The sequence below is a fragment of the Pseudoalteromonas sp. NZS127 genome (assembly GCF_015864805.1).
Classification (GTDB): domain Bacteria; phylum Pseudomonadota; class Gammaproteobacteria; order Enterobacterales; family Alteromonadaceae; genus Pseudoalteromonas; species Pseudoalteromonas nigrifaciens.
In genome coordinates, this window is sequence record NZ_JADYWN010000013.1 from 1 (window position 1) to 17913 (window position 17913).

Consider the following 17913-nt stretch of genomic DNA (forward strand, 5'->3'; position numbering starts at 1 on the left):
CCTCGCTTTTTTTCCAAAGTTTGGAAAAGAAATCCAACTCTTGGTAGTAGCAAATTTTTTGTTTATTCTGTAACTTAAATAAGTTAATCGCTAAGGCTTTATTCCACAAGAATCGACAATTCCCCGCATATTGCGCCATTTTAGCGTTAATATAGGGTGTTGTTTTTAAACGAAATTTATAAGCTTTGCGAATAACCATACTGTTATTATATACAGTTAATCAAAAAGGAACAACCCACTTAGTCGCTTCGCGACTATTGCCTTATATCACCGACCTAAAGGAACGGTGTTTTACGGCAAAAGTTGATAAANACTATTGCCTTATATCACCGACCTAAAGGAACGGTGTTTTACGGCAAAAGTTGATAAAAGAGAGTTTATAATTGCTGTAATAATAAATCCCTTAACCAGAGTTCAAATTAAATAATTTAAAGGACTTATAAATAGTTACAGTCCATAATGGTTTTTCTGTTACGTTATAGTTACGTTAAAGCTAAGTGATTGAAGTAAGGAAGGTCATAATGCAAGTAAAGCAACTCCCAAGTATAACTTTAACTGGTTTAAAGGTAAGAACGTGTAACGCCGATGAAATGAACTCTGGCACTGCAAAAATAACGGAGCTTTGGCAAAAATTTGGTGAAAAGCATGGACAACAGCTAACAAAAAATACAAAAACGTATGGTGTTTACACTAACTATGAAAGCGATGTAACCGGTGAATTTGATGTAATAGCCTGTTGCGACGACTTATCGATTGGAGATCAAAAGTCAGTAAAAGTAACTACCGAGGCAGGGAGTTATTTAGTATTTAACGGGACAGGTGAAATGCCCGATGCGGTAATCGACCTGTGGGGCGAAATTTGGCAATACTTTAGCTCAGACGACTGTCGTTTTACCCGTACCTACAGCAGCGACTACGAATATTACAAAAGTGCTGATGAAGTAGAAATAGCCATAGCGGTTAAAGAATAAAGCTTTAGGCTTTAGGCTTTAGGCTTTAGGCTTTAGGCTTTAGGCTTTAGGCTTTAGGCATAATTAAAAACGCTAGCTTAACTTGCTAGCGTTTTTTTATGCGCGTAAATATTAATTTTAGCGACTAGCACTTTTAAAGCCCTATATTACTAAGCTTCTAGCGCCATTGCTGCCATTTTCATCGCACTTGCAAACGACTTTACGCCAGCAATAAATAAACCGTTATGACAAAAAACAGCATCTTCAAGCCCAGTTTCGTCCTGAAATTCTTTATCAGATAAACCAGCCCACGGTTTTGGGAGTGACTTGCGGTCTTCAAACGATCCTGGCTCAACCGGTACAGTTTGCACAATCCACTGGCCAGAGTGCGAAGGATAAACCATATATAATGCTTTATCAGAAAGCGCATGCACGGTTTTTTTCCACGGTGTGTATTGCTCTAACACAATTACGCGTGGATCAGCTGCATTTTCAATCGCTTTAGCAACAATTGCTTTTGCATTAATGCCACCGTTAGCCGCAGCTATAAAGCGAGTTAAAATGCGCGATGCAAACTCAACCGCTTCATCAAAACAGGCATCAAAGTTACTCTCTTCTTGCCACGTTGGGTTAAACATTGAAATAGTTTGGCTAAGGCTAATGCCTTTAGCAACGCCTTCAACATGGCCGCAGTCAATTGCATCAATAGTAGAGACTAAACCAGAGTCAATTGCATTGGCTGTTTCTTGGCTTCCTTGGCATATTTCAAGGCCATATTTTTGCCAAATTAAACCAAATGAAGAAAAAGGAATACCATTTTCACGCGCCCCGGCACCGCCACGTTGGTGGTGATCAAAACGGCCTGTCTCTGGGTTATGCTCGCCACCTACATCAATCACAACATCGGCTTTGCTTATAAGCTCCATATCGCGGGTGCGTATAAGTTTAAAAGAAGGATAAATATACTTAAGTGCAGCTACACTAAAAACATCATCTGCATGAAAAGTACCGTTGTGGGTTGCTATCGTTATATCATTCATTGGTTTTGTATCATTTTCTAAAAGGATAAGAAGGTCTCGCTATTTAAACGTTACGGTTTTGAAAATACTTAACAAGTAAAAATCATAAGGCGGATTCTATCTGATGAACGCTAACAAAAACAGTAAACTGTTTTTTATCCTTGTTAAAGCAATTAAGCTCGCATGCAATAGCCTACTAATTATAGAGAGATGCAAAGCCACACGTTATTATTTTGCTGCGTTATTTTTGTATCAATAACCAAACTTTAGTTAAATTATCAGCTAAAGCATGGCTAAATGCCCTATTTTCTTAAACAACATAATATAAATGCAGATAAAATTATTTTAATTTTTATTATTGCTGTAAGTGCTAAAAAACAACGCATTGCACTTTAACCTTTATAAAAATAAGCTAACCATCTGTTTAAAAACAATAAAAATCACATTTAACATCAAATACTACATTCAGCTATAGGTATATAAATGTTACTAAATAGTTTCATACAAGACCTTTGACTAATCGTAATCTGTTGCTAGCTGCTTTATCCTGCCGCCTCAATTTTTATTTGCTTTAAACAAAGCTGTATTTTTATTTTGAGTGAGCAACTATGTTGCAGGAGAAGCCATGAATACCACGCCGCAAGATGATATTTCATCTGATGCCAAACCAGGAGCGGATACTCAAACCGCTACCAATAGCTATAAAAATCTACACAAGCCTAGCTCTGAGTTTAATAGCCGAGACGAATACCTAGAACACGAGCTGCAAATTATGCAGCCTAAACGCTGGCGCCCAAACTTACCCTTTAGAGACTACAGATTCGAATTTGAAGACGCTATTCCTGCAATGGCTGCCACCATAGGTAAAGTGGTTATGGTTGCCGCTATTGCCGCAACGTTTGCAAGCCCACTGGGTTTAAGCGACGCTTTTGTTTTAGAAAACGTGCGTTACGAATTACTTATCGTCGCCTTTTTTATTATTTTGTTTTCAGGCTTTATTTTACCTACCGCTAACTTAGCCGGTACTCATGGTCCTTTAATTCCGTTAATTCCAATTGTAGTTGCAGCAGGGGGCCACCCTATGGCATTTGGCTTGCTCATAGCAGCCTTTGGTTTAATTTTGGCAATAAGTAAAGGCGGAACCCTACTGGCTAAACTAACCAGTAAAGGCGTATGTGGCGGGCTTTTACTCTACCTAGGGTTTATAGGCATAACCTCGCAAGTTAAAAAGCTGTTTGCATGGGCCGAAGCCATCGATATGACCCACATTGCCTTTATTGTTATTTTTTCCACTATAATTTTATATGCCATGTTAGAGCATTTTAAAAAGCGTTGGTTAGCCGTACCACTTAGCTGTATTTTAGGCGGCGCAATAGCCTTTGCATTAGGCGCACCGTTTGAGTTTCATACTGCACCGGGCCTGCCAAACATGAACCCTATGTACTGGTGGGGCGAAGACACCGGCTGGATGTTAGGCCTACCTACTCTAGAAAGCTTTGTAGTAGTACTGCCATTTGCAGTGCTTGCTGTTGCTATGTGGTCGCCGGACTTTTTAGGCCATCAGGTATTTCAAAAAATAAGCTACCCAAAACGTACCGAAAAAGTACAAATGAACATAGACGACACCATGCTTAGCGCATCAGTTAGGCAAACCTTTGGCTCGCTACTGGGCGGCGCTAACTTTGCATCATCGTGGGGCACTTACATAGTGCCAGCAGCCATTGCTAAACGCCCAATACCAGCAGGCGCTATTTTAACCGCACTATTTTGTATTATTGCCGGCGTATGGGGCTACCCTATGGACCTTGCAATTTGGCAACCAGTGCTATGTGTAGCGCTAATAGTAGGGGTATTTATTCCACTACTAGAAGCCGGCATGGAAATGACCCGCGTAGGTAAAACCACCCAATCAGCTGCTATTGTAGTATTTGCTTCAAGCTTAGTTAACCCAGCATTTGGTTGGTCACTCACCATATTGCTAGACAACTTAGGCTTTATTGGCTGTAAAGAAAGAAGTAAAGAACTCACCCGCATGAGCCGCTGGATCATTCCACTGGTCATGTTTGTACTACTAACCAGCGTAATGGCCATGGTAGGCATGCTGCCAGGTATACCCGCGTTAGTATCAAGCTTTAGGCACTAACTTTAAAAGTTAGCTTAAAGTAAATTACTCCCAGTAAGCGCATTTTATATGCGCTTACTGCGTTTTAAAGCTTAATTTTTTAGGTGGCAGCATAGAGCGATAAGCGGTCAGTCGTATTTTTTACATTGTATGACTGCTTCAAGCTCATAGCTGCCGTTGAACTTTCATTACTTGATGTGAAATTTGAGCCTAAAACTGCAATTTTCACTTAAAAAATTACATCCATTTACAACTGAAGTTTTACCTAACACTTTTGCATGGAGCTAGATCTCAAATTCCCAAAGCGGACATTTCCATTATTCAAGTTTCAAACGAATTTAGAGTATTAAGTCTAAGGCGCTTTCGCCCCCCAAGAGAGTTAGCGCCCCCTTCAAGCTCAGGCTGTGTGAAAACTATTTTGGACTTGCGTAATTTGGAAATAGCAACGGAAAAGGCTCTGTAGATTTAAATCTGTAGTAAGTTTGGTGTCAAACTAGAGGTTTGTTGCCCATCCCCTCGAAATTAACCTTAAGCCTGTTTTTTAAACAGTAATTTGAGGGGTAAACAATTATTAAAAGGTTTACTTAATGATGTTGGCAATAAATATGTATCAAAAGTGCTCTCATAATTAAATTATCAAAATGCTATAAGAGTTTTGACTAAACTAGCTAATTTCATATTAAACCCAAGGTCACTAGGTTTTTCAGTACCTTACCGCAAGTAAGGTTAATATCGAGGGGATGGTCACAAAACCCCTATCTTCTCTGGCAATATGGTTGGAGTACCTATTTATTCTACTTTGGCATAAGTTTAATGATTGTAATGTCAGTATTAGATATTGTAAAACCTATAAAGGTGCGAGTATGCAAAGTATAAAATTAAACTCAACAATAACTTGTCCTGAGTGTGGTCATAGTAAAACAGAAAAAATGCCAACCAATGCCTGTCAGTGGTTCTATAAATGTGAATCATGCAAAGTATTATTAAAGCCTTTAAAAGGTGATTGCTGCGTTTTCTGTTCTTTTGGAACTGTTAAATGCCCACCAATTCAAGAAGGACAAGATTGCTGTAATAGCTAATCATCATAGTCATCCGTCAGATTTGGGTTTACGTAAAATAAATCTGTCAGCATTCCGCTGTAGTAACACTAAAGGCTTCCGCACTAGTAAGAGAAATGGGGTCTCTCAAAAAAACGAGCCTGCAACAGGTTTGGTTAAAATGTCTTTTCATCTTTGAAAGTATTTCTAATTGTTTTTTGAATCTCTACATATTTCGTTTACAAACTCAAATTCCAACGTTGTATGTTCAAGATGAAACGGGCTTAGTCGTGTTGATATTTCATGCTTTATTGCAATATATTCCTGTTGATCAAAATAATGGTTCACTACTAAATGAGCAGTAAGTACATGCCTTTCACCATCAAGGGACCACAAATGAAAATGATGAATATCTTCAATAAATTTCAATGTTGATAATTCAATTTTTATTTTTTCTTGAATGGCTTGCTCTGGTGTTGCCTGCAAAAACAGACGTATTGCAGTACGGAGGTTTTTTAAGACATTAAAAAGAATAAATAAGGTAAATCCGATTGAAAGTATGGGATCAAGTATTGGCAGTTCGACAAACATTAAGACGATAGCAACAATTAGCACAGCTACCCAACCTAAAACGTCTTCCAGTAAATGCCAATTAAGTACACGTTCGTTTAATGTTTTCCCGTCACTTAATTTGAAGGCAGCATAACCATTAACAATCACCCCTAATATCGCTAACCATAACATGCCTTGAGCATCAGGCATCTCTGGCGATAACAATCGAGGGAATGAAATGGTTAACACATAAATTGACCCCGCTATTAAGACAACGCCGTTAATAAGCGCACCAAGTAAAGAAAAACGGTGGTAGCCGTAACTAAACGTTTCATCATGGTTTTTCTTGCTGAGTTTATTTAATACCCATGAGAGACCGATGGATAAACTATCTCCTAAATCGTGAACCGCATCCGCCATGATTGCGGTACTGTTGGTTAACCAGCCGCCAATAAATTCGATAATAGTAAAACAAACATTTAGTATAAATGCCCAGCCAATACGACTTGAAGACATATCTTTAGGAATATGACTGTGTCCATCGCTAGTTGGATGTTGATGTAATTTGTCGGACATTACTTTCTCCTATAAATTGATATCCCGCAGCGAATACCTACGGGATATCGAGTTAAAGCAAACCGTCATATTTGCTTTAGCCAAACAGCACTACCTTCTCATTTCTTCAATCCGACCTTTAGAAAACCAACCATAAAGTACGGGGAGGACAAATAAAGTAAGGAACGTTGCTGTAACCAAACCACCAACAATTACAGTGGCTAATGGTCGTTGTATCTCAGAGCCTACACCATTTGACATGATAATAGGTATCAAACCAAGAGCGGAGGTAATCGCTGTCATCAATACAGGGCGAAGCCTTGATATAGCGCCTTCGTAAACGGCTTCGGCAATACTTTCCATACCTGTTTCAATGCGTAGATTAATCGCTTCAACCATAACCACACCATTGAGAACAGCGACACCAAATAAGGTAATAAAACCAATTGAACTTGGGACAGATAAGTATTGACCAGAAATATACAAGGCGACAACTCCACCAATCATAGCTAAGGGTAAATTGACGAGTATGAGCATAGCTTGACCAACACTAGTAAAAGCAAAATATAGTAGCAACGCAATAATACCAATAGAAAGTGGAACAACGATAGCAAGTCTTTGCTGTGCTCTTTGTTGATTTTCAAATTGGCCACCGATATCAACAGAATAACCGGGAGGTAAATCAACCTTACTTGCAATTGCTGCTCTAATATCTTTAACGACACTCCCCATGTCTCGTCCTTGTACGTTGGCTTGAATAACGACGCGTCGCTGGACATCATCTCGGCGTACCTGAGGGGGACCCGATTCAATGGCAATATCTGCAACATCACCTAACCGTACCCATGCACCTGTTGGAGCTTGTAGCCGTAAGTCAGCAATAGTTTGTTGCTGATCTCTAAACTCTTTGTCTATCCGTAGATAAATATCATAACGTTCATTACCATTAATGACTTGTCCTACTTCCTGACCACCGATACCATTTCGCACAAGTCTCATTACATCACCAACCGATAAGCCGTATCGAGATAATTGACGACGGTTTGGTCTAACGACTAACTGAGATTCACCTGCGATTGGCTCCATAGCGACATCCCTTGCACCATCAACACCTTGAATAGCATTAACTATAGCCTGACCTTGCTGAGCAAGGACATCGAGATCAGCACCAAATAGTTTTATGGCTAACTGCGCTTTAACACCAGAAAGTAATTCATCTACTCTTGTTGCGATAGGTTGAGAAAAATTCAGTAGTAAACCGGGGAATTTCTCAAGTTTTACTTCCATTAAACCTTGTAGTTCATGGCGTGTTTTAGCGCTGGTCCACTCTACAACTGGTTTGAGACCAATATAGATTTCAATGTTACTCACTGGCTCAGGATCACCACCAATTTCTGCTCGGCCAATACGACTGGTAGCATAAGTTACTTCAGGAAATTCAAGTAATATTTTTTCCAATTTAGGGGATACTAAAAGGGCAGTCGCTAAGCTGGTTGATGGGGCCATGGTTACACGTAAATTAATAGTGCCTTCTTCAAGCTCTGGCACAAATTCAGTGCCTAAATTTGGCACTAAAAATAACGTACCAACAAGCAAGGCTCCAGCCCCGATAAGAACTACTTTTTTAGCGTTCATCGCTTTTGTTAAACTACTACGGTAAAGCTTTTCTAGCACACTAACGAAAGGGCTGGTTCGAGCTTTAAAACCTCGTTGAAACAGGTAACTGGCTAACGCAGGTACAACAATGAGTGATACGGCTAAAGACGCAACCATTGCAATCATAATACTAATAGCCATCGGCTGAAATAGTTTGCCTTCAACCCCTTCTAAGCTAAATAAAGGGGCAAAAACCACCATAATAATTGTTACTGCAAAAAATACTGGCTTAGCTACTTCTCTAGCGGCAATTTGTATGCGTAAACTAACATCGACATCTTTTTCGACATCAAAAGGATTCTCACTGTCATGCATTCCTTCATGACTATGTTCGTGACGACGATCGGGCTGACTGAGATGTTTGAAAATATTTTCCATCATCACCACTGCACCATCGACCATCATTCCAATCGCAACCGCTAAACCACCCAGAGACATTAAATTCGCAGACAAGCCATTGTAAGCCATGATCATTAATGCCATACCAACAGAAAGTGGAATAGAAATAAGAACCAGTAAAACTGCGCGTACATTGAGTAAGAAAAGTACCAATACAATAACAATAAAGATAAAAGCCATTGTCAATGCTTGAGCGACTGTGCTAACTGCTTTTTCAATTAAATCTGCTTGGTCATAAATAGGTTCAAACGTTACACCTTTTGGCAGGGCTTGTTGAATGAGCGGGATTCTGTCTTTTATGCCATCAATGGCAACTTTAGTATTTGCGCCCATACGTTTTAAAACAATACCGGAAACAACTTCACCTAGGAATTTACTACCATTAGCACCGACACGTTTAGTCATTGTGACAGCGCCTTGTCTAATTTCGCTTCCAAACTCAACAGTTGCCACATCAGAAAGGTAGACAACAGTACCTTCAATTGTTTTAACAGGGATTTGTTTTAGTTCTTCAATACCTTTTTCATCACTACTTAGCCAACCGACACCGCGTATAATTAGTTGCTCTTGGCCTCTATCCATATACCAACCACCCGCATTATCATTATTGTCTTCTAATGCGTTAGCGATATCTTCTTGGGTCAATTGGTAAGCAAGTAAACGAGAAGGGTTGATATTTACTTGGTATTGTTTAACATTTCCGCCGAATGCTAAGACATCTGTAACACCATCTACAGGCATTAACAATAATTTAACCACCCAATCGTTTAGACTTCGAAGTGACGTACTGTCATAACCAGAATCTTCATCAGCGAGTAGTAAGTATTGATATACCTGCCCCAAACCAGAGGTGTTTGGACCAATTTCAGGTGTTCCAACACCTTCTGGTATTAATTCTTTTGCTGATTGCAATCGCTCAAAAACCAATTGACGAGCAAAATAAATATCGGTGCCTTCTTTGAAGACAACCGTAATACCAGACAGCCCTGTTTTAGAAATAGATCGTACTTCTTCAACATCAGGTAATGCATACATTACCGCTTCAATGGGGAAAGTAATTAGTTGCTCTACTTCTTCCGAAGCTAAACCAGGTGCTTCAGTATTTATGGCAACTTGCACGTTGGTAACATCTGGAAATGCATCCAAATTCAAACGTGGAATAGTAAAAATGGCCGTAGCCGTTAACGCAACCAAGGCAAGTATCACCAATAATCGGTTAGCGACAGACCAGTCAATCAAACGATTTAACATGTGTTAGTTCTCCAATTATCAATAAATTAATGGTTATGTGCGTCAAAACTGCCTTTGGCAATTTCCGCGGCAACATAAAAAGCACCAGTTGTGACAATTTTTGAGCCTGCTGGCAAACCATGAATTTCACGTAATATTCCCAGTTGTCGTCCCAATTCGATTTCAACACCTTTAAATTCGCCATTTTCTTCAACAAACACCATCCAATCACCATCACTACCTCGCATTAATGCTTCTTCAGGTACAGCCAGGACCTTTTTGTCAGTTTCAAGGGAAAAATAGACATCGGCAAATAATCCTGGATGAAGCTTATGGCCGTCATTTTGAACCTGTAAACGTATAATGCGTGTGCGAGTTACTGGGTCTATGGTATGAGCTTTTTGAGTGACCGTAGCTATGTATGTATTGTTACCTACATTTACTTGCGCCTTTGAATTTTTGGGTAAGTCCAATTCCATTGATGGCGCTAAACGTGCTTCAACCCATAACGTATCCTCATCAGCCAGATCAAATAAAGTACCGCCGGATTCTATGCGTTGTCCTTGACGGAAATTATCAGATAATACAGCGCCAGAAGTCTCTGCGTTTAGGGTGTATTGTCCAAGTTTTTTAGTGTTGGTAGCCAAAGAGGTAATAGCGTCAGCAGATAAGCCATACGCATATAATCGTCCTAAGTCAGCCTCAAAATCGGTCTGAGCTTCTATAAAGCGTTTATCACCTACTGCTTTTCGACCAAGTTTTTGAACCCTTTTCCATTCTGAATCAGCGAGCCTATAGCTGGCTTGTGCTTCAGCCATTGACTCACTAAATAGGGTGACTAACGGTTGATTGATTTCAACATGATCACCTAAAGCAACATGGCGTTTTAGTATCACCGAATCTACTCTTGGCGAGACCAAATAACTGGTATAGTCATTCGCTTTTATCTCTCCTTGAGCATAAATACTGTAAGTCATCGCCTGAGGCTCTAGTACGGTTATGTTAATTTCAGCTAAATTTAATTGTTCCTTTGAAAGTTTAACTCCCGCACCTTCTTCTTCGTGTTCATTTTTACCTCCATGTCCATGCCCATCGTCTTTTTCTTCTTCGTGTTCATTTTTACCTTCATGTCCATGCCCATCGTCTTTTTCTTCTTCGTGTTCATTTTTACCTTCATGGCCATGCCCATCGTCTTTTTCTTCTTCGTGTTCATTTTTACCTTCATGTACATGCCCATCGTCTTTTTCTTCTTCGTGCTCATTTTTATCTTCATGCCCATGTCCATCATCTTTTGCTTCAACATGCTTTTCGGTTTTTTCTGCTGATTGAACATTTGCAAATGTCGAAGTACTTATGGTTGTTATTCCACAAAATAGTGCGGCAAGTGTTATTAATTTAATTTGCTTATTCATATGTTTTTCCAAAATTGGTTCATTGACTATTAATTGATTCTTGATAATGCCTTTAATATTCAAAGCTGAGATAATTGCAGAGTCGCGGCCTTAATTTGGCCTACCTGTAATAGCCAGTCGATTTGGCTTAATTGAAATTGACTTTGTAATTCAATACCAGCATTAAGACCTTCAGCACGTTGTTGTAATGCAAGTAAATATTCGGTAGTACTTACATCACCGCTTTGCCATTGCTTTTGCAGTAAATCGCCACTACGTTTTCCTCTTCCATCCATCAATTGTTGCCATCGTTGATAGTTTTTTTGATAAGTGATTAAGGTGTCAGTGCTTGATTGGATAGCAAATCTCTGTTTGCGCATAACGGAGCGAAAATTTGCTTCAGCAGCTATTGCTTGTTGATTCGCAGCTCTTGCTTGTGCTGAATAATTGTTACGGATATTCAAAGGCATTGAAAAAGTTACGCCTAACACGTTTTCCCTATCATTTTTTCCTGCGTTAAAACCTATAGTTGGGTCAGCTTTAGTTTCTAACAAAGCTAGTTGAGCATCACTTCTAGTTATTTGCCACTGTGCTTTTGCCGCTAAGACTAAGGGATGTTGTTCAAGCCATTGAGGTGAAAGTTGATAATTAGTGATAGTTAAACCTTGCGCAGGTATAACCTCTTTATCTGGCGTCCAATCTCGTAATAGCTCTTTGGTTTGGGCTTCGGCTTGTTTTAATTGAACTTGTACCTTTGCGGTAACATTCAACATTTGGGATAAACTTAAAAAAGTAAGTTCGGCATCTACTTGCCCTAGATCTCCTGCTTTTTGACGGTCTTTAACGATATCAAGTAAGGTTTCTAACTGCTTTTCTTGCTCTTGGGCAATAACCGCTTGTTTTTTAGCTGCTTGCCAAGTAATTAACGCTTGTAAAGCTTGCGCTGTCTTTTCTTGAACAAGAAAGTCAAAGTGTTTGCTTGCTTGGGTTAAACTAAAGTTAGCTTGTTGCTCTTTCGTTTCTCGCTTATCCCACCAATCAATCGTTTGATTAATACCAATAGAATAATTATTAGCGTCACCTTCTCGTTCATAACCTGTCTCTAATTCAGGATTATAAAGTGGTTGCTTGTTTCCTTCAGCATTTGAAAAAACAGCATTCATTTCTTCTTTGGCGGCAATAATATCGGGATGTTTGTTTATTTGCATCGATAACCAAGATGTCGATGTTGTTTGTGCATTTACGCTTTGTATATTAATTAAAATAGCCAAAGACATACTGACGCATAGCACAGCGCCAATATTTTTTTGAAAAAATATTTTCATAAATTAAACTCATATTTATTTAAATAGTGTTAACTAACGACAGTGAAATCGTAGTAGACACGAATATAAAGATGCTCAGCTAAACTGAGCTATTCTAATAGAGTTAACTTATAGGGGGGATTATTGGGTTATCGTGAGGAGGGCTTGAATATTGAAATAAATACCCATACTGATGTCCTATTTGATTTGGACGCTCAGTAAAGGTTTGAGCTTGAACGAGCCACTGAATATGAGATCCATGGCAATGACCACAATGATGACAATCTTTAGCATTATGTTCATTGTCTGTTGGTAATTCTTTGTCAGCTACAAAGCGATCAGATTCATGTGAATGTTCAATTTGGATATGCTGAATATCAATTTCATGAATTTCTTGTGAATTTGCAATAGCTACAAATGATTGTAATACAATCAAAATGACTAAAGTAAAATTCAAAAGCACATTTTTCACAGCAAAGACCTTTAAGGATACATAACACAAATTTATTGAGAAGGTATTTAGAAAATAATTAAATTTAAGAATATTCAAAATAACCGCACAACAATAACATCTATAGTAGCTATAGAGTCAAGAAATATTTTCAGAATTAGCTAGATAACCCTTTTTTCATTTTATAATGATTATTTAATTAGTTTTCTAATGCTTTCTACATTTTTATTGATTAGATGTCGAATGACATTTTTATATAGCCAATTTTTAATGCCAGACAAATTAGTGCCATATTTCTCATAGAATTCATCTGGGGTGTTAAAAATACCAAAGTCATCATGTATACCTTCTTTTTGAATAAACGTATCTTTGCCTGACCATTCCACTTGTGGATCTAATAAACACTTTGTTGCAATACCATATCCGCAAAAATTATTTTTCACATTTTTAAACTTAGATTGAATAGATTTTAGATATGGGTCATCAATAATAAAGCCTTCTAGATTGATCCAATTATCTTCAAAAAGCACTTCAACCCAGCTATGAATAATGAATTCTGGAGCAAGCCACATAATGTAATTGGGTATAGCACCTTTTTGTAAGCTTTTCTCAATAGTAAATCCGTGAAATCTACAAGGAATATCCAATGCTCTTAATAAAGCCATTAAAAGAGTTCCTTTAGTATTGCATTGACCATACCCATCAGCTAAAACAAAGCTCGCACTTATATCATCACGACTGTTATACCCAAACTTTATTTCATCTTTAACAAAACTGTAAGCAGCCCCTATTTTTTCAAAATCATCAAGAGAATTCCAGCCTCTATTTTTAATCAAGTCTGTAATTAGAGGGGTATCGTAATCTAGAATATTCGATTTCTTTAAATATATATGTGATTTCATAGGATTCTGCTTTACTAATTCAGTTGCTGGCTAAAACGAGCAATAGTCATTAATATATGCTCGTTATTTATCTTGTTATTAACAGCTTATAGGTCAACACATCAACACTATAATCTCTATAGTAACTATAGGGTCAAGGATGAATTGACAGAATTAGCTAGATAGATATTTTCAATGTTCATTTTAAAACCATTAGTCAGCGATTTTTCTAATGTTCTCTACATTTTCATTGATAACACCCAGTTATAAAAATATTTTTTAATACTTTACTCTATAGTAACTACAGGTATTGCAATTGATAATAATTATCATTTAGGCTGTAATATTTAAGGTTCATAGTATGCAATTTTTTTGGAACGTGCGATTAATAAGTCAAAAACATATAGGAATAAAATCATCATTCTATTTAGTGTTGATGGCGACTATTTTATTTTCGACATTGAGTATAGCGTCAACGGTTGATGAGGTTGCTCAACTACGCCAGATAGCACAGTTGGCAGAATATGTGGGGGTCGATTACGCATCAGCGGTTGATAATGGCCAAGTAATTAACGATGATGAATATCAGGAAATGCTTGAATTCTCTCAATTGATAGTTGATAAAACGTCAAGTGATAATTATGTTATGCACTCTCTCAATGAGAAAGCATCGGCCTTACAAAAGGCTATTTCAACTAAAGAAAATGTAAATATTGTCAGGCAATTTACTTCTGAACTGCGAATTTCATTATTGGCTATGATGCCTGAGTTACCTCTCCCTAAAAGATTACTGTCTAAAGAGGCGACGTTTTCTTTATTTGAAAATAACTGTGCGAGTTGCCACGGTCTTTCAGGTCAAGGAAATGGTGTTTTAGCATCGGGATTAGAGCCTGCACCTACCGATTTTACCGATAAAAACCGTGCAGAAAACCGTTCACTTTTAGGCTTGTTTGATGCCATATCTAATGGGCTTGATGATACGGCTATGCCTGCATTTACACAACTAAAAGAACAGCAGAAATGGTCCCTTGCATTTTATGTCGGTGGTTTGGCATTCCAATCATCAAGCGAATTCATCAAACCATCGCAATCAATTTCATTACAAAACTGGATAAATTATAGTCCATTAAAATTATCTACAGAAACTGACGGATTAACGAAAAATGAAATTGAAGGGTTAAGAGCCGATCCAAAATTATTGTTTACCAATCAAAGTGGTCCTTTAGCTATAACCAAAACTCAATTAGCTGCCGCAAGCATTGCGTATAAAAATGAAGAGTATGAGAAGGCCAAAACACTTGCTGTGAGTGCTTATCTAGATGGTTTTGAATTAATTGAAAATAGTTTGGATGCACGAGACAAAAATTTACGTAAAAGCATCGAAGGAAACTTGATTAAGCTTCGTCAAGTGTTAAGTAACGCACAACAGGTTAATCAACTTGAAAGCCTTATGGAAATTACTGTGAGGCAACTCAATGACGCGGAAAAACTTCTGACAGAAACCACTTTATCAAATGAGGCTCTTTTTACTGCAAGCTTAGTTATTTTGCTAAGAGAAGGTTTAGAAGCCTTGCTGGTTGTGCTGGCTTTGATAACAGTGTTAATTCGAACTAAACGTCATGATGCCTTAAAATATGTCCATTTTGGTTGGCTCAGTGCGCTACTAGCGGGTTTTGCTACTTGGGCGGTAGCCCAGTCAATGATCAATATCAGTGGTGCAAGTCGAGAAGTCATGGAAGGTATTGCTGCAATGCTTGCAGCGTTAATGTTGTTCTATGTGGGGATCTGGATGCATAGCAAAACGAATGCTGAACACTGGCAGGCATACATTCAAAAGCACATTAATACACAATTAGAAGCAGGTACACTTTGGGGATTAGCCGTGCTCTCATTTATCGCTGTTTACCGAGAGGTTTTTGAAACGGTTTTATTCTATCAATCACTGTTAACACAAGCCTCAACGACTCAATACTCATTTGTTATCGGTGGACTTTTATTCGGGATAGCTGTGTTATCGATTATTGCATGGGGAATGTTTAAATATTCTGTAAAATTGCCAATTGCTCGTTTCTTTTCAACAACAACATATCTCTTATTAGCACTGTCATTTATATTGATGGGAAAAGCAGTTTCAGCATTACAAGAGGCTGCCATTATTGGAATTTCTCCATTGCCAATTACTGTAGAGGTTGATTGGATTGGTGTTGGGTCTACTTGGGAAGGCATAATGGCACAGTTGACAATATTGGTTTTATTTATAGCCTATATGTATAGATCTAGAAGAAAACAAATAATGATTTAAGATCAGCATTGTATCTAAACATTTTTAGCTACGTCACTGGTAAGCTTTTGTAAAATACCACACTGCTCAATTGTTCCATTATTTGAGCATGTGTTACTTAAGTAATTTAATTGTTCTTTTAGGCTATTAAGTTCTTTAATACGTTGTTCAACTTGCTGAATATGACTATCGATCATGTTGTTAACTGAGTTGCATTGAATCGAGGGTGAACTTTGTAACTCAAGCAGTTGACGAATTTCCGATAAGGTTAAATCGAGCGTTCTGCATTGTTTAATAAACATCAATTGTTTAAGTGACGATTTATTATATAAACGAAAATTTCCTTCACTTCGCTCTGGGGATTTCAAGAGTTGTTCTTTTTCATAATAACGGATCGTTTGTACTGAACAATCTGTTAATTTTGCTAGTTCGCCAATTTTCATAATATTAAATTTCTTTGTTGACTCTATAGTTACCATAGACTTTATACTTTGTAAAAATGTGTTTAGCAAGGTTTTTTATGTCAAATAAATGTAGTGGCCAATGTGAGTCAGTTGTTACTGACTCTAGTATTAAAAATACTGATGCTTTTGATGGGCGTTTCACCACTGATTATAAAGTGCCTAAGATGGATTGTCCTTCTGAAGAACGATTGATAAGGTTAGCGCTCGACGGTATTGAGCCATCTGTTGGATTAAAATTTGATATTCCTAATCGGCTAGTTAAAGTTTTTCATGATGCTCATTTGGATGAGATAACTACGAAGCTTCAATCATTGAATTTAGGTGCTACGTTAGAAATAACCAGAGAAAGTTGCAGTGTTGAAGCAACCCAAGCCAAAGTATCTGCTAAAGAAAATGAAGGGAAAGAAACCATTATTCTTAAGTGGTTACTGATCATTAACGGGTTCATGTTTTTTTGTGAATTCATCGCGGGTTGGATTGCTCAATCCGCTGGACTGATTGCTGACTCGTTAGATATGTTTGCAGATGCTGCTGTATATGGATTAGCGATATATGCGGTTGGGAAAAGTATTAAGATGAAACTCAAAGCAGCCCACATATCGGGATTGCTACAAGTTATCCTTGCGTTAGGTGCTTTAAGTGAAGTGTTAAGGCGATTTATATACGGAAGTGAACCCGTATCAAATTTAATGATGATTTTTGGTGCACTTGCGTTAATTGCCAATGTTACATGTTTGTTTTTAATATCTGATAGTAAAGAAAATGGCGCTCATATGAAGGCTAGTTGGATTTTTTCAGCTAATGATGTTATTGCAAATGTTGGCGTTATATTAGCAGGACTACTGGTAACACTGACAGGATCGCGTTATCCAGATCTTGTTATTGGATTTATAATTGCCCTTGTTGTATTAAGTGGTGCTCGTCGAATTTTACAGTTAAAAGCGTAGTTGAAATCAAATAAAAAAGTCTCTGTCACAACATTAATAAGCATCAACACTCAAGTATCTCGTATTAACACGATATATCATTAGCCAAGACGTTCTGGTCAAGTGACATAAGTTATGGTGTGGTAAAAACTTACCGCACCAACATCAATTGTTGCCTTTTAATGGTTTTCCTTTGGTTATTAAATGAATATTTTAAGCCGTTTATTTCAAACCGATTTTAGGAACGTCCGCTTTTCCAATAATTTTCAATTTTCAATTCTGCTGTCGGTTATATTAGGTCAACTAACTGGTACTAAGTTGATCTCGACAAACACTCTCAATTTCAAAATATTACTTCCGATTTGCGCACAAAGTGCTCCTAAATCCTGTGGCGCAATGTGCCCCAAACCGGCATAGTACTATTAAAGGTTTAGTACATAAGAATCATGTGAATTGAATGTCCGCTTTCGGTAATTTAAATCAATATTAAATATTAAGTGTTCAAACTTCACGCTGAGAAACTGGAACGACTTTAAGATTTCCTGTAGTGCTGCTTTATCGGAAGGGTTGTCACTTTAATTTAAAGTCTCAATGACGGGTTTGGTGGCTAACTCGCCTGTCAAAGGGATAGTCTCAGGGTTTGAGGTTTAATGGCTCCTGCAAGCTCAAAGCTGCCGTTGACGACTCGTATCTGA

The 17913-nt window shown here is 37.9% G+C and carries 14 protein-coding genes; 5 read left to right on the forward strand and 9 right to left on the reverse strand.

Features of this window, described 5'->3' with window-relative positions; all coding sequences use genetic code 11:
* On the reverse strand, positions 1-199 hold a 199-nt coding region (locus tag I6E78_RS12260), incomplete at its 3' end, for a helix-turn-helix domain-containing protein (RefSeq protein WP_197182622.1).
* Between the two features lie 322 nt (positions 200-521).
* Between I6E78_RS12260 and I6E78_RS12265 the strand changes: the two genes are divergently transcribed.
* Positions 522-971 carry a GyrI-like domain-containing protein gene (locus I6E78_RS12265; RefSeq protein ID WP_011329668.1) on the forward strand — a complete coding sequence of 150 codons (450 nt, stop codon included), beginning with the start codon at positions 522-524 and terminating at the stop codon, positions 969-971.
* 149 nt (positions 972-1120) lie between these two features.
* Here the strand turns inward: I6E78_RS12265 and I6E78_RS12270 are convergent, their stop codons facing one another.
* Complete coding sequence (locus I6E78_RS12270; protein WP_197182623.1) at positions 1121-1990, reverse strand: MYG1 family protein; 870 nt, start codon at positions 1988-1990, stop codon at positions 1121-1123.
* A gap of 604 nt (positions 1991-2594) precedes the next feature.
* Here I6E78_RS12270 and I6E78_RS12275 point away from each other — a divergent pair.
* Both I6E78_RS12275 and I6E78_RS18690 read left to right on the forward strand, forming a co-directional pair.
* A complete protein-coding gene (locus tag I6E78_RS12275; RefSeq protein ID WP_197182624.1) occupies positions 2595-4112 on the forward strand; it encodes a DUF3360 family protein in 1518 nt (505 codons plus the stop codon).
* A gap of 842 nt (positions 4113-4954) precedes the next feature.
* Positions 4955-5170 (forward strand): GDCCVxC domain-containing (seleno)protein, encoded by a 216-nt coding sequence (locus I6E78_RS18690; RefSeq protein WP_076915486.1) that lies wholly within the window; start codon positions 4955-4957, stop codon positions 5168-5170.
* 165 nt (positions 5171-5335) lie between these two features.
* Here the strand turns inward: I6E78_RS18690 and I6E78_RS12280 are convergent, their stop codons facing one another.
* The 6 genes from I6E78_RS12280 to I6E78_RS12305 form a co-directional block, all read right to left on the reverse strand.
* Complete coding sequence (locus I6E78_RS12280; RefSeq protein WP_024592061.1) at positions 5336-6256, reverse strand: cation diffusion facilitator family transporter; 921 nt, start codon at positions 6254-6256, stop codon at positions 5336-5338.
* Between the two features lie 90 nt (positions 6257-6346).
* On the reverse strand, positions 6347-9541 hold the full coding sequence (locus I6E78_RS12285; protein ID WP_024592060.1) for an efflux RND transporter permease subunit: 3195 nt from the start codon (positions 9539-9541) through the stop codon (positions 6347-6349).
* A 26-nt stretch (positions 9542-9567) separates the two neighbouring features.
* Positions 9568-10932 carry an efflux RND transporter periplasmic adaptor subunit gene (locus tag I6E78_RS12290; RefSeq protein ID WP_197182625.1) on the reverse strand — a complete coding sequence of 455 codons (1365 nt, stop codon included), beginning with the start codon at positions 10930-10932 and terminating at the stop codon, positions 9568-9570.
* Positions 10933-10991: 59 nt separating this feature from the next.
* Positions 10992-12236 (reverse strand): TolC family protein, encoded by a 1245-nt coding sequence (locus tag I6E78_RS12295; protein ID WP_024592058.1) that lies wholly within the window; start codon positions 12234-12236, stop codon positions 10992-10994.
* A gap of 103 nt (positions 12237-12339) precedes the next feature.
* The gene (locus I6E78_RS12300; protein ID WP_024592057.1) at positions 12340-12687 is read right to left on the reverse strand and encodes a hypothetical protein; all 348 of its coding nucleotides are present in this window, start codon (positions 12685-12687) and stop codon (positions 12340-12342) included.
* A 170-nt stretch (positions 12688-12857) separates the two neighbouring features.
* Positions 12858-13568: a transglutaminase-like domain-containing protein gene (locus tag I6E78_RS12305; protein ID WP_024592056.1), complete on the reverse strand. Its 711-nt coding sequence runs from the start codon at positions 13566-13568 to the stop codon at positions 12858-12860.
* Positions 13569-13908: 340 nt separating this feature from the next.
* Between I6E78_RS12305 and I6E78_RS12310 the strand changes: the two genes are divergently transcribed.
* Complete coding sequence (locus I6E78_RS12310) at positions 13909-15849, forward strand: cytochrome c/FTR1 family iron permease (RefSeq protein WP_024592055.1); 1941 nt, start codon at positions 13909-13911, stop codon at positions 15847-15849.
* A 14-nt stretch (positions 15850-15863) separates the two neighbouring features.
* Here I6E78_RS12310 and cadR read toward each other — a convergent pair whose 3' ends face one another.
* Positions 15864-16271, reverse strand: a complete 408-nt coding sequence (cadR, locus tag I6E78_RS12315) for a Cd(II)/Pb(II)-responsive transcriptional regulator (RefSeq protein ID WP_024592054.1) — start codon at positions 16269-16271, stop codon at positions 15864-15866.
* 77 nt (positions 16272-16348) lie between these two features.
* On the opposite strand from cadR, the gene I6E78_RS12320 reads away from it, so the two are divergent.
* A complete protein-coding gene (locus I6E78_RS12320) occupies positions 16349-17239 on the forward strand; it encodes a cation transporter (RefSeq protein WP_024592053.1) in 891 nt (296 codons plus the stop codon).
* Positions 17240-17913 lie beyond the last annotated feature (674 nt).